The following is a 21,490-nucleotide window of genomic DNA, read 5'->3' on the forward strand; positions in this document are numbered from 1 at the left end:
GGGACGCGGAGCCCGGATGTCAAACGAGCGGGGAAGGAATTTTCCGTCCGCTCGCCGGGCGCCCGGGAGACCCCGGGCGCCCGGTCTGGCTCAGCCGGGATGCGCGGTCCGCGCGACGGCCGGGCGGACCGCCGGTGGGTTCTCGGCGACGGCCGGCCGCACCGGTGGGCCCGGGTCCCCCGCCCCGTCCATGGCGGCGGGCGCGGCGGCTGGCGCCGCGCGGGTCGTCGAGGCGGGCGCCGCGGTGGCCGTCGTCGCCGGCGGTGTCGTCGGTGCCGTCGCCGGCGGTGCCGGGGTCGTCGGTGACAGCTGGCGCAGCCTGTCCAACGCCGCCTGGAGGTCCGTCTGGGCCTTGCCGTAGGCGGCGAAGTCCGGCGGGTTCTTGCCGAGAGCGTCCTGGCCCGCCTGGTAGGCGCGTTCGGCTTCGGCGACGGCGCCCGCCAGATCCCCGGCCGGCGGTGCCGACGGCGTGGGGCTCGACGGCGTCGGAGACGGCGTCCCCGGTTCGGTGCCCGTGGAGGGCGCGGCCGAGGTGCCCGCCCCGGCCGCGGACGCACCGGCCCCGGCCCCGAAGACGGCGTCCAACGCCTCCGCGAGCGAGGAGCCGAACCCGATCCGTTCACCGAAGGCCGCCGCCACCCCCTGCAGGGTCGGATACCCCGTCGCCCCGCGGGCCTGGACGTAGTACGGCTCCACGTAGAGCAGCCCGCCGGCCACGGGCAGCGTCAACAGGTTGCCCTCGATCGTCTGTGAGCCCGCACCGCGCCAGAGGTTGAGCTGCCGGACGACGTCGCCGTTCGACTCGATGGCGGCCTGCACCTGGACAGGACCGTTGATCGTGTCGCCCGGCGGCAGCTGCAGCAGGGTGAACTGGCCGTAGTTGTCCGGATCCATCGAGACGGCCATGTAGGCCGCGAGCTTGGACGACCGCGCCGAGATCAGCGGCGAGGTCAGGTTGTAGGACGGTTCCTTGCGCCCGGGGAGCTGGCTGTAGACGTAGAACGGCGGCTGCGGCTCGCGGGTGTCGTCCGGGGACTCGGAGACCGTCCAGAAGTCCTCCTGGGAGTAGAAGTCCCGCGGGTTGGAGACGTGGTACTGCCCGAGGAGGTCCCGCTGGACCTTGAACATGTCCTCCGGGTAGCGGAAGTGCTCCATCAGCGCCGGCGGGATGTCGGCCTTGGGACGCACCGTGTCGGGGAAGGCCTTCATCCAGGTCCGCAGCACCGGGTCCTGCTCGTCCCAGGCGTAGAGCGTCACCGTGCCGTTGTAGGCGTCGACGGTCGCCTTCACCGAGTTCCGGATGTAGTTGACCTGGTTCTCCGGCTGCTGGGTGCGGTTGCGGCTCTGGGTGGTCACGGCGTCGGCGGTGACGTCACCGAAGGTCCGCCGGGCCGAGTAGGGGTAGCCGTCCGAGGTGGTGTAGCCGTCGAGGATCCAGGTGACCCGCCCGTCGACCACCGCCGGGTAGGGGTCGCCGTCCAGGGTGAGCCAGGGGGCCACCTTGCTGACCCGGTCCCGGGGGTTGCGCTCGTAGAGGATGCGCGACTGGCCGGTGATGTCGCCGGAGAGCAGGATGTTCGGCTCCCCGAAGCGCAGCGCGAACAGCGCCTGCCGGAAGGTCGAGCCGACGGAGACGCCGCCGTCGCCGGTGTAGCTGGTCGTGAGCTGGGTGTCGTTCGGCCCCGGGCCGTCGATCTCCGCCTGGCGGGTGCCGACGATCGAGTACTGCGGGGACATCTCACCGAAGTAGATCCGGCTCTCGGTGACGCCGAAGTCGCCGGTCTCCGGCAGATTGCGCTCGGTGAACGCGGGGCGGCCCTCATCGGCGGTGTTGGACGGCGCCGCGACGAAGCCCCGCCCGTGGGTGTAGGTCAGGTGCTGGTTGATCCAGTTCCGCTGGTCCTCGCCGAGGCCGTCCTGGTTGAGCTCACGGACGGACACCACATAGTCCCGGGTCGTGGTCTTCCCGTCCGCGGTCGTGGTGTAGCGGTCGACGTCGAGGGTCTGTGGGAACCCGTAGTAACCGCGGATCTGCTGGAGCTGCTGGAACGTGGTGGACAGCTTGCTCGGGTCGAGCAGGCGGATGTTCGGGACGGTGCCCTTGTCGTCGGCTATCTGCTGCGCCGTCGCGCCCGTGGTCGCCGGATACGGGACCGGTCTGACGTCCTGGATGTCGTACGCGGACCTGGTCGCGGCTATGTTGCGCGCGATGTAGGGCTCCTCGCGCGACGCCTCGTTCGGCCGGACCTGGAACTGCTGGACGATCGCCGGGTAGATCCCGCCGATGACCACCGAGGACAGCACGAGGATGCCGGCACCGAGCAACGGCAGCGTCCAGCCCCGCTGGAAGATGTTGTAGATGAACAGCACGGCGCAGGCCAGCGAGATGAACAGCAGGATGAGCTTCGCCGGCAGCACCGCGTGGACGTCGGTGTAGGACGCTCCGGTCGACACGCCCCGGGCCGAGAACACCAGGCCGAAGCGGTCCAGGTAGTAGGCCCACGCCTTGAGTAGCGCGACCAGCCCGAGCAGCACGGAGATGTGCGCCTTCGCCGCCGGGGCCACCCGCTCGCCGGCGGACTGCAGCCGGATTCCGCCGAACAGGTAGTGGGTGAGCACCGCGACCAGCAGCGAGAGCATGACCGCGGTGAGCAGGAAGGCAAGCAGGAAGCGCTGGAACGGATAGCTGAAGGTGTAGTAGCTGATGTCCCGGCCGAACTGGGCGTCGGTCTGACCGAACGGCTCGCTGTTGATCCACAGCAGCCAGGTCCGCCAGCGCCCGGACGCCGACAGCCCCGCGATCAGCCCGAACAGGGTCGAGACCGCCAGCAGGACGAGCAGCATGTACGGTTCGATCGCAACGCGGTACCGCTCAAGGTTCTGCTGCTCGGTCGAGAGAGGCCGGATGGGCGGCCGCAGCTTGTAGGCGAGTACTATGTTCGTTCCCACCGCAATTGCCATGACCGCACCGAAGAGCACGAACAGAAGTATTCGTGTGAATACGACGGTGCCGAAGACGTTGCTGAAGTCCACCGAGCGGTAGAACAGAAGATCTGTGTAGAGGCGAGTGAAGACGCCGAGAAACACCACGAGCAGGACCAGAATGACCAGCACCGGCACGAGCAGGCGTGTGCGTGTCAGCAGCGGTCTGCGACTGGTTCCTGCCACAAGCTCCTCCGTCCGTTCCGGGCGCGGGTCGAGTGCCCGCCTTCAGGGCAACCTACGCCAGCCGAGTGTGGCTAGATCCGAGAGGATGGGTCGGTGACCAGTCCGAGCATCACCGAGTTGACCTCCGTCGTCCTGGAGGTCGAACGCCACGTCGCCGAGCTGGGCTGGGACCAGCCCAGCCAGGTCTACGCCCTCGCGGACACATCCGAGCTGCTGATGCGCGAACCGGGCCTCGCCCCCCACATCGGCGACGCCCCGCCAGGATCCCTAACGCCGGTGGAACAGGAACCGCTCCCGGCCGGGCGGCTCGACGAAGTCCTGTCCGGCATCGGCTGGCCGCCCGAGGTTCTCGGCTGCGTCCTGGTCACCGAGCTCGTCGTGCTGCCGCCCAGTGCCGAGGCCGAGGTGCCCTACGACGAGCGCGACATCGAGCACTGGGCCGCCAACCACCCGGAGCGCCAGGACGTCCGGCTCGCGGTCGGGGTGACCCGCGCCGGCATGCATGCCTCGTGCCTGCGGGTGCGCGGCGACGACGAGCTGGTCATCGACCCCGACCTCGCCGACAACCTCGTCGACGGCCTGCTCGAGACGTTCCGGTAGAGCCGCACCCAGGAAACCCGGAGGGGGCGGGTGGCCTCGGGGCCGCCCGCCCCCTCGCCGCTCCCGCTACACGGCCGTCCCCACATGCTGCCGTCCCTGGCGGCTGTCCCTGCTCCGCTGCGTTGCCAGCGCCTACCGAGCCGGCGTTCGTGCTACGCCGCGGAGCAGGTGGGCACGTTGGTGGCGTCGGGCTTGGCCCGCAGGGTGTTGAGCGCGTCCAGGGCTCCCGACAGGTTCGTCACCTGGACAAGCCGCAGGTCGGTGTTCATCCGGACGGCGTCCGCGCAGTTGCCCTTCGGGACCAGGAAGACCGAGGCGCCGGCCCGCTGCGCGCCGAGGATCTTCTGCTGGATGCCCCCGATGGGGCCGACCTCTCCGGCGGCGTCGATGGTTCCGGTGCCGGCGACCGTCTTCCCGCCGGTCAGCTCGCCGGGGGTGAGCAGGTCGACGATGCCCAGCGCGAACATCAGGCCGGCGCTGGGCCCGCCGATGTCGGAGATCCGAATACGGACGGTAAACGGGTACGACCGTTTCTCCGTCGTCGTCACCCCGATCATCGGCCGCGTCGGATCGTCCGTCGCCGGTTTGGTGGTGATCCGCCCGGTGCCGGCGGTGCCGTCCCGCCGGTAGGCGACCTCGACCACCTCACCGGGCTTCACCCGGCCGATCTGCTCCCGCAGGCCGTCCTGACCGGTGATGGCGACGCCGCCGACGGAGGTGATGACGTCACCGGCACGCAGCAGGCCCTGGGCCGGCGAGTCGGACAGCACCTCGTGGACGACGACCTCTGCCCCGGTCGGGGCGATGCCGAGCTCGCTCAACGCGGCCGCGGTCGCCTGGTCCTGGGAGTCGATCATCGCCTGGGTGTTCTCCTGCCGGATCTGCTCCTGGCTGGAGCCCGGCGGACGGACCAGCTCGCTGGGCACAACGGCCCGGTCGGAGGCGAACCAGTCCTGCAGGGCGCCGAGCAGGTTCAGCCGGGGCGTCTCCTCGACGGTGGTCAGCTCGAGGCTGCCGGCCGTCGGGTAGGTCCTGCGGCCGTCGATCTCGATCAGCGGCGCCCCGTCGACCTTACCGAGAGTGTCGGTAACCGGACCGGGCGCAAAGGTCACAAAAGGCACCGGCAGCCACAGGCCCGCGACGGCGAGGATCAGCGTCAGCACCGACGCAACGAAGAGTGTCTGCGCGCGGCGGCCCATTCCCGCAGTCTACGTAGATCGCCGCCGGCAGTTCGGATGACCGCCCGCCGACCGGCCCACCTGCCGGCCGCCCCGGCCGGGCGGCACCAGGGCACCGCTCGGCCGGGAGGGACCGGTCAGGCGTCGGCCGGACGGGCCAGGTCGCGGGAATCGCGGGAATCGCGGCCCTGCTCGCCGTCCGCCGGGTCGGGCTCGCTGCCAGCGGGCCGTGCCGACGGGACGGAGACGGGCATCATGGTCACTGAGGGTGACACCTTGGCAGTAGTGGCCTCACGCGCGGACGGGATGGGGCGGGCGAGGGCAGCCATGCTCCGGCGGTAACCCTCGACGGTGATCATGGCTTCGGAGGTGCGGTCGGGTCGGCTGCGCAGGGTGAACCAGGCAAGAGCCAGGAGCACCGCGACAGGTGGGATCAGCAGGAACCACATGGCGGCCTCGACGTCGAGACGGGGGAAGGAAGATGACCAATATCTATCCTAGGTGCCCCGCTCAGCAGGCGCCTACCCATTCTGTCGCGCCATCGGCGAATGCCTGGCGCTTCCAGATGGGCACCTGCTCCTTCACGTCGTCGATGAGGCGCCGGCAGGCCTCCAGCGCCTCCGCGCGGTGCACGGCGCCAACGGCCACGACGACCGCGATGTCCCCGATCGCCAGCCGACCCGTCCGGTGAAGCACTGCTATGGCGTGAACGCCCAGCTCAGCGGCCACATCGCCGGCCACCCGGGCCAGCTCGCCGGCGGCTCGGGGATGCGCGCTGTACTCGAGGTCCACCACCGACCTGCCATGATCATGATCGCGGACGGTGCCGATGAAGAGACCGATTCCACCAACCTCCGGCAACCGCACGGCAGCCAGGCATTCGTCGACAGAGAGCGGCAATTCACGCATCTCCGCAAGAACGACGACACCCCTGGCCACACCGTCGACAACGGGCACCGGATCCGAGCAGGTCACATCCACCCCCCGACGGTAACGCCCGGCCGACTCCGTTTCACCGGTCGGCCGGAAAACGCACTACCGTGGGTTCATGTCCCTACGGCACGCCCACAGGCCCCACCCATGAGCGGCGGCGGCTTCCCCTTCGGCTTCGGCCCCACTCCGGGTGGCGACCCGGAGCGCCCCGCTGGCGGGGCCCCGTTCTTCGCCGAGCTCGAACGGCTGCTCTCCTGGCAGGGCGGTCCGGTCAACTGGGAGCTCGCCCGCCAGGTGGCGGTGCGGACTCTGGGCAGCGACGACCGCGCGGTGCGGGCCACCGAGACCGGTGAGGTCGAGAAGGCGCTGCGCATCGCCGACGTGTGGCTCGACCCGATGACCGCGCTGCCGGCCGGCGCGACCACCGCCGCGGCATGGTCCCGCGAGCAGTGGATCGAGGCCACGCTGCCCGTCTGGCGGACGCTGTGCGACCCGGTGGCGGGCAAGGTCGTCGAGGCCATGCGCACCGGGATCTCGTCCGGCCTGAGCCAGCTCGGCGGCGGCGACCTGCCGCCCGAGCTCGCGGGCGCGCTGCCGCCCGGCGTCGACCTCGGCCGGCTGATGGGCGCCGGCGGGCCAGTCGTGCAGATGATGAACCAGGTCGGCGGCATGCTCTTCGGCGCGCAGGTCGGCCAGGCCATCGGCAGCCTGGCGGCCGAGGTGGTCAGCTCGACGGAGGTCGGGCTGCCGCTGGGCCCCGCGGGCACGGCCGCCCTGCTCCCGGCGAACGTGGCCGCCTTCGGGCAGGGTCTGGGCGTCGAGGACGAAGAGGTCCGCATCTACCTGGCGCTGCGCGAGGCGGCGTCGAACCGGCTGTACGCGCACGTCCCCTGGCTGCGGGCGCACGTGCTGGGCGCGGTCGAGGAGTACGCGCGTGGCATCGCCGTCGACCCGGAGGCGGTCGGCCGCGTGATGCGGATGATCGACCCCACCGCGCTGATGAACCCCGAGCGGCTCACCGAGGCACTCGGGGAAGATGTCTTCGCCGACGCGGACACCCCCGAGCAGAAGGCGGCACTGGCCCGCCTGGAGCTGATCCTGGCGCTGATCGAGGGCTGGGTGGACCACGTCGCGGACACCGCCGCGTCCCAGCACCTGCCGTCCGCGGCGAAGCTGCGCGAGATGGTCCGTCGGCGCCGCGCCGAGGGCGGCCCGGGAGAGCAGATCTTCTCGACCCTCGTCGGCCTGTCGCTGCGCCCGCGCCGGCTGCGCGAGGCCGCCGCGCTGTGGGAGGCGTTGCGCGAGGCCCGCGGGCACGACGGGCGGGACGCGGTATGGGCGCATCCGGACCTGTTGCCCGGCGGGGAGGACCTCGCGGACCCGTCCGCGTTCGTCTCCGGCGCCGGGGCGGGCTCCGACGTCGACATCATGGCGGAAATCGAGAAACTCGACGACACGGCGCCCGGAGAAGACACTCCGCCGGCCTCGGGTGACTCGCCTTCCTGACCTCGGCGCTCCCGACCCAGCGTGACATGCACGGGTCTGAGGACCACACGAATTGACCGGCAAGGCGAATCAGTCGTAGCTTGACCTCGCGGCCCCCGGGTATGCGAGGCGCCTCCGGAAGGGGAAGCCGGAGGCTCCACGTTCCACCCGGGGGTTCGTCTTCCTCACCCGCCGACCCGCGCCCGGCGTTGCGTGCCTCGCACCCGGCGTACTGTGCCCGCCCGTGGCGGCTGCCGCCGTTGCGCTGCACCCCTGTGATCGTTGGCGCCCGCGATCGTCGGTGCCCGCCATCCGTTGCGGCCATCACTCCCGCGACTGCTCCGCGCCGCCGCCGTGACGCACGCCATGGCTCGCGCGGCGGGCCGCCAGCCTCGACCTACCGCAGGTGGGCCATATTTTTGCACCTTTTGTCCCGAATAGCCGGTGGTGCAATCCACAGCGACAAGGCCCGCCCACAGGTCAGGACCGTTCGGGAACGGGCTGTCCACAGGGCGCGATCATCCGCACTGCGGCATTTCGATCTCATGTCATCGTGGACCTGTTGTCATCGCCGCCGGCCCGCTCGGTGCCGGCTGACGCGAAGGGGGTCCCGTGCGCCCGGTCCTCAAACCCGGCCTTCGCCGCCTCTGGCGGGACAGCACCACCCTGCAGATCGGTGTCGATCCGCTTCGTGCCGTGATCATCACCGACCTGAGTCCGGCGGACGTCTCGGCACTCGACGCGCTGGACCAGCCGGGCCCTCACCTCGACCCCGGCGGCCAGGCCGACGATCCCGCCACCCAGGTGATGATCGAGATGCTGGCCCAGGCCGGGCTGCTCGACGACAGTGCCGACACCGAGCCGGCGCCCCAGGACGACGCCGACCACGGCCGCCTCGCCCCGGATGTCGCCGCCATGTCGCTCGCGACCTTCGGAGTGCGTCCGCCCAGCTCGGTCCTCGCCGCCCGTCGTCTGGCCCGGGTCGCCGTCCGCGGCGCCGGGCGGATCGGCGCCCAGATAGCGGCGCTGCTCACCGCGGCCGGCGTCGGGCAGGTCATCGTCGACGACCCCGGCTCCACCTCCGCGGCTGACGTCGCTCCCGGGGGGTTGCGGTTCGACGACATCGGGCGGCCCCGGGCCCTCGCCGCCCACTCCGCGATGGGGCGGGTCGGCGGCGGGGCGCCTCGGCCACCGCGGTCCAGCAGGCCCGCGAGGTCACCCAGGTCCCCCGAGATCGAGCCCTTTCGCCCCGATCTCGTCCTGCTGGCCCCGGTGGGGATCCCGCTGGTCCACCCGGACGAATGCCTGGGGTTGGAGCGGTCCGGGGTACCGCACCTGCTCGCCGGCATCCGCGAGACCACGGGCATAGTCGGGCCGCTCGTAGTGCCGGGGGTCAGTTCCTGCCTGCACTGCCAGCACCTGTACCGCGACGCCCGGGACCCCGACTGGCCGATCCTGGCGCTGCAGATGGTCCGACCGTCGGAGCGCGGCCCCGACCCCTGCGAGATCTCGCTGGCCACGCTCGTCGCCTCGATGGCGGCCATGCAGGCGCTCGACTACCTCGAGACCAGGCCATCGGCTGGCCGCGGATCGGCGGCAGGCCTGCCGGCCACCGCCGGCGGCACCCTCGAGGTCAGCAGATCCGAGCTACGGATCCGACGCCGCACCTGGCCGGTGCACCCGGAGTGCCCCTGCCGCACCGCGCGCGCCGCGGCGGACGGGCCGGTCCCCGGGGATCAGTCCGACCTGTCACCACCGGTGGCCGCCCCGTCCGCCCCCGCGGACGCCATCGCCCCCAGCCACGCAGTCTGAACACGGGTACGGCGCGGGCGGCGCGGCATCCGGCTTGAGAAGGCACGATGGAGCTGTGTCCGACATCCCACGGCGAGCGGTCGTCCGCACCGCCAAGCTCGCGACCCTCCCGATCGGCATCGCCGGCCGGGCGACACTCGGCGTCGGAAAGCGCCTCGGCGGCAGACCCGCCGAGGCCGTCGCGACCGAGCTGCAGCAGCGCACCGCGGCGCAGATCTTCCGGGTGCTCGGCGAGCTCAAGGGCGGGGCCATGAAGCTCGGGCAGGCGCTGTCCGTCTTCGAGGCCGCGCTGCCCGACGAGGTCGCCGGCCCCTACCGCGCCGCGCTGACGAAACTGCAGGAGGCGGCGCCACCGCTGCCCGCCGCCACGGTGCACAAGGTCCTCGCCGAGGAGCTCGGCTCCGAATGGCGGGCCCTGTTCGCCAGCTTCGACGACACACCCGCCGCCGCCGCGAGCATCGGCCAGGTGCACCGCGCCGTGTGGGCGGACGGCCGGCCCGTCGCGGTGAAGATCCAGTACCCGGGGGCGGGCGCGGCCCTGCTGGCTGATCTGAACCAGCTGGGCCGCGCCGCGCGGCTGTTCGGCGCGCTGACGCCCGGTCTCGACATCAAGCCGCTGGTCGCCGAGCTCAAGGCACGCATCACCGAGGAGCTCGACTACCGGCTCGAGGCCGCCTGGCAGCGGGCGTTCGCGCAGGCCTACGCCGACGACCCGGACATCGTCGTCCCCCGGCCGATCGCCGGGGCGGACCGGGTCCTGGTCAGCGAGTGGATCGACGGGGTGCCGCTGTCGACCATCATCGACCGGGGGACGCGGGAGGAGCGGGACCGCGCCGGTCTGCTCCTGGTCCGCTTCCTCTACTCCTGCCCCGGCCGGGCCGGGCTGCTCCACGCCGACCCGCACCCGGGCAACTTCCGGCTCCTCGCGGACGGCCGGCTCGGTGTTCTCGACTTCGGGGCGGTGAACCGTCTGCCCGGCGGGCTGCCCGAGCCGATCGGCCGGCTCGCCCGGCTGACCCTCGCCGGTGACGCCGAGGCCGTCACCGAAGGGCTGCGGGCGGAGGGGTTCATCCCGGAGGGCGCCACCATCCCCGCGGAGGACCTGCTCGACTACCTGGCACCGATGCTCGCGCCGATCACCGACGAGGAGTTCACCTTCTCCCGCGACTGGCTGCGCGGGGAGGCGCTCCGCCTCGGTGACTGGCGCTCCGCCGCGGCGCAGCTCGGCCGCCAGCTCAACCTGCCACCGTCCTACCTGCTGATCCACCGGGTGACGCTCGGCGCGATCGGGATCCTCTGCCAGCTCGGCAGCTCCGGCCCGTTCCGGGCCGAGATGGAGCGCTGGCAGCCCGGGTTCGCCCCGCCGCGCAGCGCCGCCGCACGCCACGCGGCAGCCGCGAACCGACCGAACCGCCGCCTTCCCAGACTCGACATCGAGGACGGCACCGGCGTCATCCGTCCGCTCCCCGGACCGGTGGTCCTCGCCACCGCCCCCGCGCAGCGCTCGGGGCGCTCGGGCCGCGCACGCAGCCGCGTCCGCCCGCCGGAGCAGGCCAGCCCGGTGGAACAAGCCGGTCCGCTGGAGCAGGGCGGGCCGGTGGAACAGGTCAGCCCGGCGAAGGCCAGCACGCCGGAGCAGGCTGGTCCACCGGAGACCAGCCGACCGTCGCGGCAGGCCCGACCAGCTCCAGGAAACCGACGCAAGTTCGAGAAGGAGGCCCAGCCCGAACCAGGGACCCAGCCCGAACCCGGCTGACCCATCCCGCCGACATGCACTATTGCCCTGACTGTCCTAAAGCAGAAGAGCCCAGGCCGAGCCCGGGGTCCAACCCGGGCCGGGCTGGCGGGCCCCGGTCCGGGCAGGAGCTCAGGTGCCTGGCGGCTGCGGCGGCAGGGAGGCCGTCGCCTGGGCCCCCGAGCCGCCCGGCCCACCCTGGCCCGCCGGGCCACCTGGCGTGGCCCGGTCTCCGAGGTTGGCCGGGCTACCCGGATCAGCGGAGTCGGCCGGGGCTTCGTCGTCGCCGGCGAGGCCCAGGTAGATGAAGCCGTAGCCCTCGTCCCGGAAGACCACCCCGGCGCGGTGCAGGGCGACGTCCCAGTCACCGCGGCAGTCGGGGTCGGCCGCCTCGAATCCGTGGTCGGCGGTGAGCAGGATGGCCGTCTGGTCGGTGAGGCCACGGCGCTCCACCAGGTCGAGGAACACCCCCAGCCGGCGGTCGGCGTCGGCCAGCGCGGCACGGGCCTCGGGTGAGTAGGGCCCGCCGCCGTGATGACCGGTGTCGGTGATGGTGGTGTTCCACCAGGTCAGCACGGGTGGTTCCCGGCCGTCGGCCCACAGGTCGATGATCTGGGTCAGCCCCAGCGCGTCCACCCTCGTCGACCAGGCGTAGTTCGGGTCGGCGGTGACCCATTCGGCGCTCGCGTGCGGGTCGCCCTCGGCGGCCGGCAGGTAGTCCTCCATCCCGCCACCAGCGGCCTCAGCACCGGCACCGGCACCGCCGGCGCCCGGCCCGACCCCGAGGGCTCGCACCAGGCCGAACGTCGAGTAGCTCGCCCCGCGGTCGATCGGCTCGTTCACGCAGGCCGTCTCGGTCCCGGGGCGGGAGCGGGCCACCGCCTCGAACACCGTCGACACGCCGTCCCGGAGCTGGTCGCAGGCGACGTGCCAGGTCGCGGCCTCGTTGGTGATCACCTGGCGGTCGGTCGCGCGGTCGAAGTAGACGTTGTGCAGAATGCCGTGCCGGCCGGGGCCGACGCCGGTGATCGCCGAGGTGTGGTTGGTGAGGGTCACGCTCGGGAACTCGGCCAGGGCGCCGCCGGTCAGCGCGACGCCACGGGCCAGCAGGCGGGCGACGTTCGGGAGCTCTCCCCGGGCGGCGAGGTCGAGCAGGTCGTTGCAGTTCGTCCCGTCCCACAGCAGCCCGACCACATGCCGGGCTCCCGGCCCGGCGAGATCGTCGAGCGCGGTTCCCTCCGCCTCGGGCATCGCCGCCCCGGCGAGCGCCGCCAGGGTCGGAGCGACGTCGATCACCCGGGCGACCCGCGGCAGCAGGCCACGGGCGGTCACACCTGCCCCGGACAGAACGAGCGGCGCCCGGGACTGCCCGGCGTCCAGCGAGCCGTGCTCTCCCAGATGGCCGCCCCGCTCGGGCCAGTAGTGCCGCGGGGTGTGGACGACGGCGATGTCCGGCGAGCGCGTCGGGTCGGCGAACATGGACAGCAGGCGCCGTCCCGCGAAGGGGTAGGCGTTGCGCGCGGCCGGCGGGGACGGGTCGGCGAGCGCGGCCACCAGCGGAACACCGTGCATGGGGTCCTGGTCGGCGACCGGGTCCCGGCCGCGCAGGATCTCCCACGGCCCGTCCGGATCGTCGACCGGCAGGCGCGACGCACCGTCGGCGTTCGCGACGTGCAACCAGCCGTCCTCGACCCACGCGACCAGGTCGACGACGTGGGCGAGGTCGGGCCGGGTGAGCACGGCCACCGCCTGTGCCAGCCCGGGCTCCGCGACCGCCCTGACCGACCCGGCCACCCCGGCCTCGATGGCATCCCCGGCCGCGGTGGTCGTCACGGCCGCGGTGGCCACTCCGGGCGCGGTGGTCGTCACGGTGCCCGAGGGAGGCCCGCTGGCGGGGACGGCCTGCACGGGAGCGCCGGCCGGCGCCTCGGCGACGGTGGCAACGCGGTCGGGAGCGACACCGCTGCGGACCGGATACACGCGCTCGCTGCTGGGCACGCTCGCACACTACCGGCGCCGACCGCACCACCAGGAGAAGCACATGCCAACTCCACGGGGCGGGACGCCGACGAGTCGGCGTCCCGCCCCAGCCCCGCCTGACCAGGCCTCAGGCAGCCACCTCCTTGCGTGGGCGGCCACGCGGGCGCTTGCGGGGCACGACACGGCCCGTCACGACGAGTTCACCTCCCCAGACTCCCCACGGTTCGTTCCTGTCGATGGCGGCCGACAGGCAGGCGAGCCGCACCGGGCAGTCCACGCACACGGACTTGGCGGACTCGACGTCCGCCGGGGACTCAGCGAAGAAAAGCTCGGGGTCCACGTCCCAGCAGGGCAGGACGAGACGCTCCCGCTCGATCCGGGAAACGATCGAGGGGTCGAACACCGGGGTCACCTCCGACACTGGCGGTTTCTTCGGTTTGGTTTCTCGGTCTTGCATCCATCGACAGCGGTCAGCTCGGGTCTCGCGGTGCGGTGGCGGGTCGGCGCCGGCCCTGGAAAACACGAAGGCCGCGGACCCCTGTCGGGTCCGCGGCCTCGGATTCGCTCCGTTTCGGCGCTATGCCAGGAGCGGATCTGGGACGGGGCCCCACAGGGCGAACGGGCGCAGCGAACGCGCGACTGCCCGCGTGACGGTCGTGTTGCCGGTGCCTTGCGCCGGGCCGCTGGGCAGGGTGGCGCCATGCGGAGCGGCCAGGTGCGCGCCGGTCACGCGCGCGCGGAGAACCTGATCGACACCGATGTGCGCACCGGACGCCCAGGCGCCGGGCCGCCGGGTGGCGTGGCCGACGAGGCGGGCCTGACCGGGCTGATCGCAGGAGGTGCCGAGAGAGGGTCGCGTACGCGTATAGGCCAACATGACGAGCCTCATCGAGATCCCTCCCTCACCCTGCGTAGGAGCGTGCTGCGGCCACCCCGCGAGCGCTGTTGATCGCGCCCCGGTGTTCATGGAACACGGTAGGAGCCATCGCCCACGCTGACAACTTATTTTCCATGTGATCACACAGACACCCTCAGCCACAGCACGACTCACCCACCACCGGCGTGTCACATTCCGAGCACCAGGCGTCAGCCCGTGGACGGCGATCCAGCCGGTGGACGCCCCGTGACCAGCGCGAGGACGTCCTCGCCGTAGCGGTCGAGCTTGCTCTGGCCGATGCCGGGCAGCGCCACCAGCTCGGCGACCGTGGACGGGCGCCGCTCCGCGATCAGGCGCAGCGTCGCGTCGGTGAGGACCACGAAGGCCGGCGCGCCCTGCTCCTTCGCCCGGCGGGCGCGCCAGGCGCGCAGCCGCTCGAACAGCTCGCCGTCCACCGGCCCCCCCGGGCAGGCCTCGCACCGGCCGACGCGGGCCTCGGCGCCCGCCAGCGCGCGCCCGCAGACCCGGCAGAGCACGCTCGACCGGTTCCGTGCGCGGCCGTTGCCGCCGGTGCCGGGCTCCGCACGCGCCGAGCCCGGACGGGCCGCGGACGAGCCGCGCCGGAAAACCGCCGCCGCGCGGCGCGGCTCGTCCAGGAACCGGGACGGCCGCCGCGAGCGGCGCGCGCCCTCCGCCCGCGCCAGCGCCCAGGACAGCGTCAGGTGGACCCGCGCCCGGGTGACCCCGACATAGAGGAGACGGCGCTCCTCGGCCAGTTGCTCGTCGGTCTGGGCGTGCACGATGGGCAGCGTCCCGTCGACGAGGCCGACCAGGAACACCGCGTCCCACTCGAGGCCCTTGGCCGCGTGCAGCGAGGCGAGCGTGACGCCCTGCACCGTCGGGGTGTGCTGGTGTGCCGCGCGCTCGGCGAGGTCGGCGGCGAAGGCGGCGAGGTCGGCCTCGGGCTCGCGCGCCTCGAGGTCGGCGGCGAGCCGGTGCAACGCGGCGAGGTTCTCCCAGCGCTCACGGTCGGCTCCGGGCCCGGCCGGCGGCGCCCCCGGCCGCCATCCGAGCGCGCTGAGGACGTCCGCGACCACGTCGGCGAGCCCGCCGGGGCGGTCGGTCTCGGCGGAGCGCAGCGCGGCGCGCAGCATCCGCACCGCCCCGGTCACCTCGGGCCGCTCGAAGAACTTCTCACCGCCGCGCACGAGATAGGGGATCTCGGCCCGGCCCAGCGCCGTCTCGTACGCCTCCGACTGGGCGTTGATCCGGTACAGCACGGCGATCTCGCTGGCCGGGACGCCCGTGCCGAGCAGGCCGCGGATCCGCCGGGCCACGGCGGCGGCCTCCTCGGGCTCGCTGTCGGACTCCAGCCACACGGGCTCCGGGCCGGACGGGCGCATCGCGACCAGCCGCCCCGCCGCGGACCGACCCTCCGCACCGCCCGGAACACCCGGAACACCCGGGCCGGCCTGGACGGCCGATGCTCCCCGCGTATCCGGCGCGGGCCGGGCGGCGCCGTCGAGCAGCTGGTTCGCCAGCGCGACCACCTGAGGGGTGGAGCGGTAGTCCCGGACGAGGCGGACGACCGTCGCGGCCGGGAACCGACGTGGGAACTCCACCAGGTGCCGCGCGGAGGCGCCGGTGAACGAGTAGATGGTCTGGTTCGCGTCCCCGACGACGCACAGGCTGTCGCGGTCACCGAGCCAGGCGTCGAGCACGCGCTGCTGCAGCGGGTTGACGTCCTGGTACTCGTCGACGACGAAGTGGCGGTAGCGGGCGCGGAGCTCGGTGGCGACCCAGCCGTGCTCCTCGACCACGGCGGCGGTCAGCAGCAGCAGGTCGTCGAAGTCGAGAACCCCCGCCTCGCTCTTGACCTCCTCGTAGGCCTCGTAGAGGCGGGCGACGACGTCGGGCGCGAAGGAGGTCTCCCGGCCGTGGGCGGCGGCGAGGCGGACGTAGTCGGTGGGCGCCACCATCGTCGCCTTCGCCCACTCCACCTCGGAGGTGAGGTCGCGCAGCTCGGCGCGGTCCGGGCGCAGCCGGGCACGGTTCGCGGCCTTCGCCATCAGCGGGATCCGGCTCTTCTCCAGCCTCGGCAGCGCCGTCCCGGCGACGGAGGGCCAGAAGTAGGAGAGCTGACGCAGCGCGGCCGCGTGGAAGGTGCGGGCCTGGACGCCGTCCACACCCATCACCCGCAGCCGGCCGCGCAGCTCGCCGGCGGCCCGGTTGGTGAAGGTGACGGCGAGGATCTGCCCCGCCCCGACCTCCCGTTCCGTGACCATGTGCGCTATCCGGTGGGTGATGGTGCGGGTCTTGCCGGTGCCCGCGCCCGCGAGGATGCAGACCGGCCCGACGGGGGCGAGCACGGCGGCGAGCTGCTCGGGGTCGAGCCCCTGCTCCACGCCGGCCGGGACCGGATCGGGTGACGATCGACGATCGGGCGGCGACGCCGCGCGACGGGCCTCGGAAGCGCTGGGTCCGGACATCACCGGACACGGTAACCGTGCGCGGCCCGGGGAAGCGAAGTCACCATGGCCTGGTTATGCAGTGCGTCATACGCAGAGCGCCGCCCACCGGACGTCGCTCACCGCAACCCGTCATCTGACGGATCGTCGCCAACGGAGGTCTCACCGTGCTCACGATGTACACCACCCCCTGGTGTGGCTACTGCGTCCGACTCAAGGGTCAGTTGGACCGCGCGGGGGTGGAGTACGTGACGGTCGACATCGAGCAGAACCCGACAGCAGAGCAACTTGTCCGCGATGCGAACAACGGCAACGCGACCGTGCCGACCGTCGTCTTCCCCGATGGGACGGTGATGACGAATCCGACCCTCCGCCAGGTCACCGAGAAGGTCACTTCCGCCGCATAACGGATACGCAGGGCGACGATCTTTCGGGAGTTCACTCCTTCCCGACGCACACGCGGCCGGCTCGTGGGACGGTGTCCGTCACTGCCCGTGAACTTTGTGGGAGAGTTCGGCCTGTGTCGTCAGCACCTTCAGGACTCCCGTGGAGCACGGTCGACGCCGCGCTGAGAGCCACGCACGCACTCCATCAGATGGAGCAGACGTGCCTCGTCGTGGTGTCGACGGATGTTGCCACCTACCTACGGGTGACCGGGCCGATCCCCGAGCTGGTTTCCGGGCTGAGTGTTCCGCGCGCCCGCTGTCTACCTGCCCGGATGCTCGATGGAGCGCCAGCCGCGGGCTCCCGGGCCGACCAGGATCCCGCCCTGGCCGACACCGTCGAGCCGGAGCGGTTCGGCATTCTCAGCTATGTCGCGATGCCCGTCGTCGGGCCGGACGGGACCGTTCTCGGCATTCTCACCGGCCTCGACCGCTCATCGCTCACCGTTCCCACTGAGACACTCAGTGTACTGAGGGCGATTGCGGACAGTCTGGGAGCGTCGGACGCACTCCGCGACCAACTCGTGCGGGAGGCCCTCTCGGGGGTTGCTGCCAGTAACGAGGCGGAGGGTGACGGAACGGGCTCCCGGGGCACCGAGAACGGTGCCGCCGGCGAGACGGGTGGTGATGCCGCGCCCGCTGCGGCCGCGCCCGGTGCGGCCCCACCTGGCACCCCAGCCAACGCCGCGCCATCCAGCACGCCACCGCCACCGGGCAGCACGCCATCCGGGACAGCCGGAGCGGCCGGTGCCGGCGGGCCGGGTGAGGAGGCGGCGAGTTCGCCGCGCGCGCGGACCGCGGAGGCTCCCGGATCGGAGAGAGCACCGCGCGGATCACAACCGCCCTCGCCGGCCGGGGGCCCCGGCCGGATACCCACCCCGGAGGCCGTCGCCCGCGCGATCAGGCCCGGCCCGCCGGGTCGGCCCGGCGCGCCGCGGCCCGGACCGCCCCGGTCAGGGCCGCCCCGACCAGGCACCGCACGGGGGCCCGGCGAGACGGGAGCCGCCGCCGGCACGCCCGCTCCCGGGGCCTCCGACATGCGGCTGCGCCGCGCGCCCACCGGCTGGATCGTCGAGGGGCCCGGCGCCGAGATCCGCCCGGTCGGCGATCTGATCTCCGCGATGGTCCTGGCCGACCTGCTCGCCGAGGACCTCAGCCCGCCCGGGCGGCCCCGGCGCGCCGATCGCGACCTCAACGAGACCGAGCAACTGAGGTTGTCGGTGATCCAGCTCGAGCACGCGCTGGCGTCCAGGGTGATCGTCGAGCAGGCGATCGGCGTGCTCGCCGAGCGCAACCACATCAAGCCCCGGGACGCCTTCGAGCGGCTGCGCCGCACCGCCCGCGGGATGGGCCGGCGGGTACACGACCTCGCCCGCCAGGTGGTGGAGTCGGTAGGCGACCCGCGGGTCACCCTGCCCGGGGAGCTCGGCGGCCGCGGCGGCGGGCCGGGCACGACGGGCGGGCCCGCGAGCGGTTCCGGGGGCGGCCAGCCGCGCCCGACACCGCCGCGCGCCGCGCCGAGCCGCCGCTGACCCGACCGCCGCTGAGCCCACCGCCACCGCTGACCCGACCGGCACCGCCCCGAAGGCGCCCGGCCACGATCCCGTCATGCCCACCGGTGAGCGCCGTCCGCTGGGGAGCACCGTCACTCAGGCGGACTCGACGGCTCCGAGTGCCCGCACCGACTCGGTGATCTTCGAGGCGTCCCCCACCAGCACGGTCACCAGCCCCGACGGAGCCAGCAGCTGCGCGGAGACCGCCTGGACGTCCGCCGCGGTGACGGTCGCGAGCGCGCGCGGATGGTCGCGCAGGTACTCGACGCCGACCCCGGTGCCGGACAGCCCGGACAGGGTGCCGGCGAGACCGGCCGCGGTCGCGCTCGACAGCGCCAGCGTGCCGATCAGGTACTGGCGCGCGGCCTCGAGCTCCTCGGCCTCCGGCGGCAGGACGGCCATCCGGCCGAGCTCGTAGAGGATCTCGAGCAGCGCCGGGCCGGTCACGTCGGTGGAGACGTCCGCGGCGACGGTGAGGCGGGAGCCGGCCTGGTGGTGGTCGACCGAGCTGCGCGGGGAGTACGTGTACCCCTTGTCCTCGCGGATGTTGGAGACGAGCCGCGAGCTGAAGTAGCCGCCGAAGATCGTGCTCGCGAGCCGGAGCGCGGGATGGGCCGGCGCGGAGCGGTTCAGCGCGCGGCCGCCCATCCTGATGTTCGTCTGCACCGCGCCCGGGCGGTCGACGATCAGGATCGGGCCGGCGGTGGGCACGGGCGCGGGCGGGTGGCCCGGGGCGGCGGTGCCCGTCCACGACCCGAGCGCGGCCTCGACGGCGTCCAGCGCGCGCTCGGGGTCGACGTCGCCGACCAGGGTGAGGATGGCGCCGTCCGGGCAGACCCGGGCGCCGTGCAGCGACCGCACCCGCTCGGCCCCGACCTCGGAGAGCACCGACGGCGGGGTGATGGCGCTGCCGTAGGGGTGGTCGCCGAACATCCGGCGCACCAGCGCCTCACGGGCGATCACCGCCGGCTGGCTGAGCGCGATCGTCGTCTCCTCGACGATCCGGTCGCGCTCACCGCCGAACTCGCTGTCGGGGTAGCTCGCGGTGGTCAGAACGTCGGCGATCAGCGCGAGCAGCGGCTCGAGGCTGGTCGCGAGCGCGGAGCTTACGATCGCCAGCCGGTCGGCGTCGACACCGGTCCGCAGCGACCCGCCCAGGGCCTGCACGGCGGTGGCCAGGCCGACCCGGTCGTACCGGCTCGAGCCGGTGAGGATGGTCTCCGCCAGCAGCTCGGCCTCGGCCAGGTGGACCAGCCCGGACCCGGCGAACGGGATGCGCAGCCGCAGCTCGACCAGCGGGACGCTGGAGCGGGCGACGACGTCCACGCGCAGGCCGTTGGGCAGTGTGCGCCGCACGACGGCCGGCAGCTCACGCGGAACGGTCGGGATCACCGCCGGGATCTTCGACCCGGCCTCGGTGGGCGCGGAGATCCCGGCCGTGGCCGCAGCGGTCGTCGTCACCATGCCTCCTCGTCCCCCGGACGGGGGATGCCACCGCGGATCATCTCGCTCACCGGCCCGGCGTGCGTCATCAGGCGGCTCCCGCCCGCAGCTCCAGCACGGACCGGCCCTGGGTACGCAGCGCGCCCGCGGCCGCGGCGACCGCGTCGGCGGTCACCTCGGACAGCAGCCCGGGCAGCTCGTTGAGCAGCTCGGGACGGCCGCGGTGCAGCTCGAACGTCGCCATCGCCAGCGCCCGGCCGAGCGCGTCGTCGGACTCGCGCAGGATCGCCGAGGCCACCTGGGCCTGCACCCGCTCGAGCTCGCCGGGCTCCAGGCCGTCACCGGCCAGCCGGTCGAGCTCCTCGTCGACGGCCGCGAGCACCGTGTCGGCGGTCGAGTCCCCGGCGTGCCGGGCCTCCAGCGTCAGCAGCAGCGGGTCACGCTGGTCGAACGGGTCCCCGAAGGTGCCGACGTAGCTGCTGACCGCGGTGACCGAGCGGTCCTTCTGGACGAGGCGCCGCTCCAGCCGGCTCGCGTCGCCGGTGGTGAGGACGTCCGTCAGCAGGTAGGTGGCGAGGAACGCCGGCAGGTCGGTGTCGGGGTCGGGCACCCGGTAGCCGACGGCGAGCGCGGGGCGCGGGGCCAGCTTGTCGGTGAGCGCCTCCCGGCGCTCCTCGGCGCGCACCGGCTCGGCGAAACTGCGCCGCGCCGGCACCGGGCGGGCCGGGATGGCGCCGAAGTACCGCTGGACGAGCTCGAGCGTCGCGTCGGGGTCGAACTCGCCGGCGACGGTCAGCACGGCGTTGCCCGGCGCGTAGAACTTGTCGAAGAAGTCAGCGGCGTCGTCGAGGCTGGCCGCCTCGAGCTCGGAGAAGTCACCGTAGCCGTTGTGGGCGTTCGGGAAGGTGTCGAAGGCGACCGGCGGGAGGGTGATCCACGGGAACCCGCCGTACGGCCGGTTCAGCACGTTGACCCGGATCTCCTCCTGCACCACCGCGATCTGGTTGTCCAGGTTCTCCCGGGTGATCCTCGGCGCGCGCATCCGGTCGGCCTCGAGGAACAGCGCCAGCTCCAGCGCGCCGGAGGGCAGCAGCTCGAAGTAGTCCGTGTGGTCGGGGTGTGTCGACCCGTTGAAGATGCCGCCGGCGGCCTGCACGTACTTCGGGTGCTCCGCCTTGCCCACGTTCTCGCTGCCCTGGAACATCAGGTGCTCGAACAGGTGGGCGAAACCCGTCCGCCCCTCCGGCTCCGAGCGGAAGCCCACGTCGTAGTGGACGGCGACAGCCACCACCGGGGCCGTCCGGTCCGGGGCGAGCAGCACCCGCAGGCCGTTGTCGAGCGTCACTCGCTGAACCGGGTACGAGGGGGCCGCCACGGTGGCCCTCACCGCGCTGGACGCGGGCGGGCCGGCGGCTGGGCGTGAGGACACATCGCCACGCTACTGCCCTCGCCGTCCGGCCGGCGACCTTCGGCGGGCTCCGTCGCCCCGCCAGGTCCCCCCACGCGGACCAGAGGACTACGAAAGGGCAACCCGAGCACCGTCAGGGATGACGGCGCCCACCACTGCCCGCGGCCGAGACCAGAAAGACGAGCACCGCGGCCACCGCCACCTGCAACAACAGTGTCAACAACCAGCCGCCGTCGACACTGGTGGCAACGACGAGACCGAGCGCCGCGCCCAGCAGACCGATCAGAACCGTCATGAGACAACCGATCGGCGCCCTGCGCCGCGCCGGGACGACCGCCCGACCCAGCAGGCCGACCACGGCACCGGTGAGCAGCACGCTGACGATGCCGGTAGGCGTGTCCACGGCA

The 21,490-nt window shown here is 73.1% G+C and carries 17 protein-coding genes; 6 read left to right on the top strand and 11 right to left on the bottom strand.

Annotation, left to right across the window (positions count from 1 at the left end):
- Nucleotides 1-90 precede the first annotated feature (90 nt).
- Nucleotides 91-3,168, bottom strand: a complete 3,078-nt coding sequence (locus AC559T_RS00940; RefSeq protein WP_498867411.1) for a UPF0182 family membrane protein — start codon at nucleotides 3,166-3,168, stop codon at nucleotides 91-93.
- Between the two features lie 93 nt (nucleotides 3,169-3,261).
- Here AC559T_RS00940 and AC559T_RS00945 point away from each other — a divergent pair, with 93 nt between their 5' ends.
- A complete protein-coding gene (locus AC559T_RS00945; RefSeq protein WP_018502257.1) occupies nucleotides 3,262-3,768 on the top strand; it encodes a PPA1309 family protein in 507 nt (168 codons plus the stop codon).
- Nucleotides 3,769-3,920: 152 nt separating this feature from the next.
- Here AC559T_RS00945 and AC559T_RS00950 read toward each other — a convergent pair whose 3' ends face one another.
- The 3 genes from AC559T_RS00950 to AC559T_RS00960 all read right to left on the bottom strand — a co-directional run bounded on the left by AC559T_RS00950 (nucleotide 3,921) and on the right by AC559T_RS00960 (nucleotide 5,927).
- Nucleotides 3,921-4,967, bottom strand: coding sequence for a YlbL family protein (locus AC559T_RS00950; protein WP_112108626.1), 1,047 nt, complete (start codon nucleotides 4,965-4,967; stop codon nucleotides 3,921-3,923).
- Nucleotides 4,968-5,083: 116 nt separating this feature from the next.
- A complete protein-coding gene (locus AC559T_RS00955) occupies nucleotides 5,084-5,395 on the bottom strand; it encodes a hypothetical protein (protein WP_112108625.1) in 312 nt (103 codons plus the stop codon).
- Nucleotides 5,396-5,456: 61 nt separating this feature from the next.
- The gene (locus AC559T_RS00960) at nucleotides 5,457-5,927 is read right to left on the bottom strand and encodes a molybdenum cofactor biosynthesis protein MoaE (RefSeq protein ID WP_498867412.1); all 471 of its coding nucleotides are present in this window, start codon (nucleotides 5,925-5,927) and stop codon (nucleotides 5,457-5,459) included.
- Nucleotides 5,928-6,026: 99 nt separating this feature from the next.
- Here AC559T_RS00960 and AC559T_RS00965 point away from each other — a divergent pair, with 99 nt between their 5' ends.
- The 3 genes from AC559T_RS00965 (at nucleotide 6,027) to AC559T_RS00975 (ending at nucleotide 10,932) form a co-directional block, all read left to right on the top strand.
- Complete coding sequence (locus AC559T_RS00965; protein ID WP_071059361.1) at nucleotides 6,027-7,385, top strand: zinc-dependent metalloprotease; 1,359 nt, start codon at nucleotides 6,027-6,029, stop codon at nucleotides 7,383-7,385.
- Between the two features lie 591 nt (nucleotides 7,386-7,976).
- On the top strand, nucleotides 7,977-9,176 hold the full coding sequence (locus AC559T_RS00970) for a ThiF family adenylyltransferase (RefSeq protein WP_498867413.1): 1,200 nt from the start codon (nucleotides 7,977-7,979) through the stop codon (nucleotides 9,174-9,176).
- A 55-nt stretch (nucleotides 9,177-9,231) separates the two neighbouring features.
- Nucleotides 9,232-10,932, top strand: a complete 1,701-nt coding sequence (locus AC559T_RS00975; RefSeq protein WP_498867414.1) for an ABC1 kinase family protein — start codon at nucleotides 9,232-9,234, stop codon at nucleotides 10,930-10,932.
- Nucleotides 10,933-11,043: 111 nt separating this feature from the next.
- Here AC559T_RS00975 and AC559T_RS00980 read toward each other — a convergent pair whose 3' ends face one another.
- The 4 genes from AC559T_RS00980 to AC559T_RS00995 all read right to left on the bottom strand — a co-directional run bounded on the left by AC559T_RS00980 (nucleotide 11,044) and on the right by AC559T_RS00995 (nucleotide 16,257).
- The gene (locus AC559T_RS00980) at nucleotides 11,044-12,909 is read right to left on the bottom strand and encodes an alkaline phosphatase family protein (RefSeq protein ID WP_498867415.1); all 1,866 of its coding nucleotides are present in this window, start codon (nucleotides 12,907-12,909) and stop codon (nucleotides 11,044-11,046) included.
- A 109-nt stretch (nucleotides 12,910-13,018) separates the two neighbouring features.
- Nucleotides 13,019-13,294: a WhiB family transcriptional regulator gene (locus tag AC559T_RS00985; protein ID WP_198145593.1), complete on the bottom strand. Its 276-nt coding sequence runs from the start codon at nucleotides 13,292-13,294 to the stop codon at nucleotides 13,019-13,021.
- Between the two features lie 174 nt (nucleotides 13,295-13,468).
- Nucleotides 13,469-13,780, bottom strand: coding sequence for a hypothetical protein (locus AC559T_RS00990; RefSeq protein ID WP_498867416.1), 312 nt, complete (start codon nucleotides 13,778-13,780; stop codon nucleotides 13,469-13,471).
- Nucleotides 13,781-13,977: 197 nt separating this feature from the next.
- A complete protein-coding gene (locus AC559T_RS00995) occupies nucleotides 13,978-16,257 on the bottom strand; it encodes an ATP-dependent DNA helicase UvrD2 (RefSeq protein ID WP_112108618.1) in 2,280 nt (759 codons plus the stop codon).
- 146 nt (nucleotides 16,258-16,403) lie between these two features.
- Between AC559T_RS00995 and AC559T_RS01000 the strand changes: the two genes are divergently transcribed.
- Together AC559T_RS01000 and AC559T_RS01005 are read left to right on the top strand one after the other, a co-directional pair.
- Nucleotides 16,404-16,643, top strand: a complete 240-nt coding sequence (locus tag AC559T_RS01000) for a mycoredoxin (protein ID WP_071059355.1) — start codon at nucleotides 16,404-16,406, stop codon at nucleotides 16,641-16,643.
- A 188-nt stretch (nucleotides 16,644-16,831) separates the two neighbouring features.
- The gene (locus AC559T_RS01005) at nucleotides 16,832-18,211 is read left to right on the top strand and encodes an ANTAR domain-containing protein (protein ID WP_498867417.1); all 1,380 of its coding nucleotides are present in this window, start codon (nucleotides 16,832-16,834) and stop codon (nucleotides 18,209-18,211) included.
- Nucleotides 18,212-18,328: 117 nt separating this feature from the next.
- Here the strand turns inward: AC559T_RS01005 and AC559T_RS01010 are convergent, their stop codons facing one another.
- The 3 genes from AC559T_RS01010 to AC559T_RS01020 all read right to left on the bottom strand — a co-directional run bounded on the left by AC559T_RS01010 (nucleotide 18,329) and on the right by AC559T_RS01020 (nucleotide 21,486).
- A complete protein-coding gene (locus AC559T_RS01010) occupies nucleotides 18,329-19,696 on the bottom strand; it encodes a M16 family metallopeptidase (RefSeq protein WP_498867418.1) in 1,368 nt (455 codons plus the stop codon).
- A 67-nt stretch (nucleotides 19,697-19,763) separates the two neighbouring features.
- Nucleotides 19,764-21,020, bottom strand: coding sequence for a M16 family metallopeptidase (locus AC559T_RS01015; protein WP_373693870.1), 1,257 nt, complete (start codon nucleotides 21,018-21,020; stop codon nucleotides 19,764-19,766).
- Between the two features lie 196 nt (nucleotides 21,021-21,216).
- On the bottom strand, nucleotides 21,217-21,486 hold the full coding sequence (locus AC559T_RS01020) for a hypothetical protein (RefSeq protein ID WP_071059352.1): 270 nt from the start codon (nucleotides 21,484-21,486) through the stop codon (nucleotides 21,217-21,219).
- Between the last annotated feature and the right edge of the window lie 4 nt (nucleotides 21,487-21,490).

Origin of the sequence: Frankia sp. Hr75.2, assembly GCF_949319125.1 — a bacterium.
Lineage (GTDB): Bacteria > Actinomycetota > Actinomycetes > Frankiales > Frankiaceae > Parafrankia > Parafrankia soli.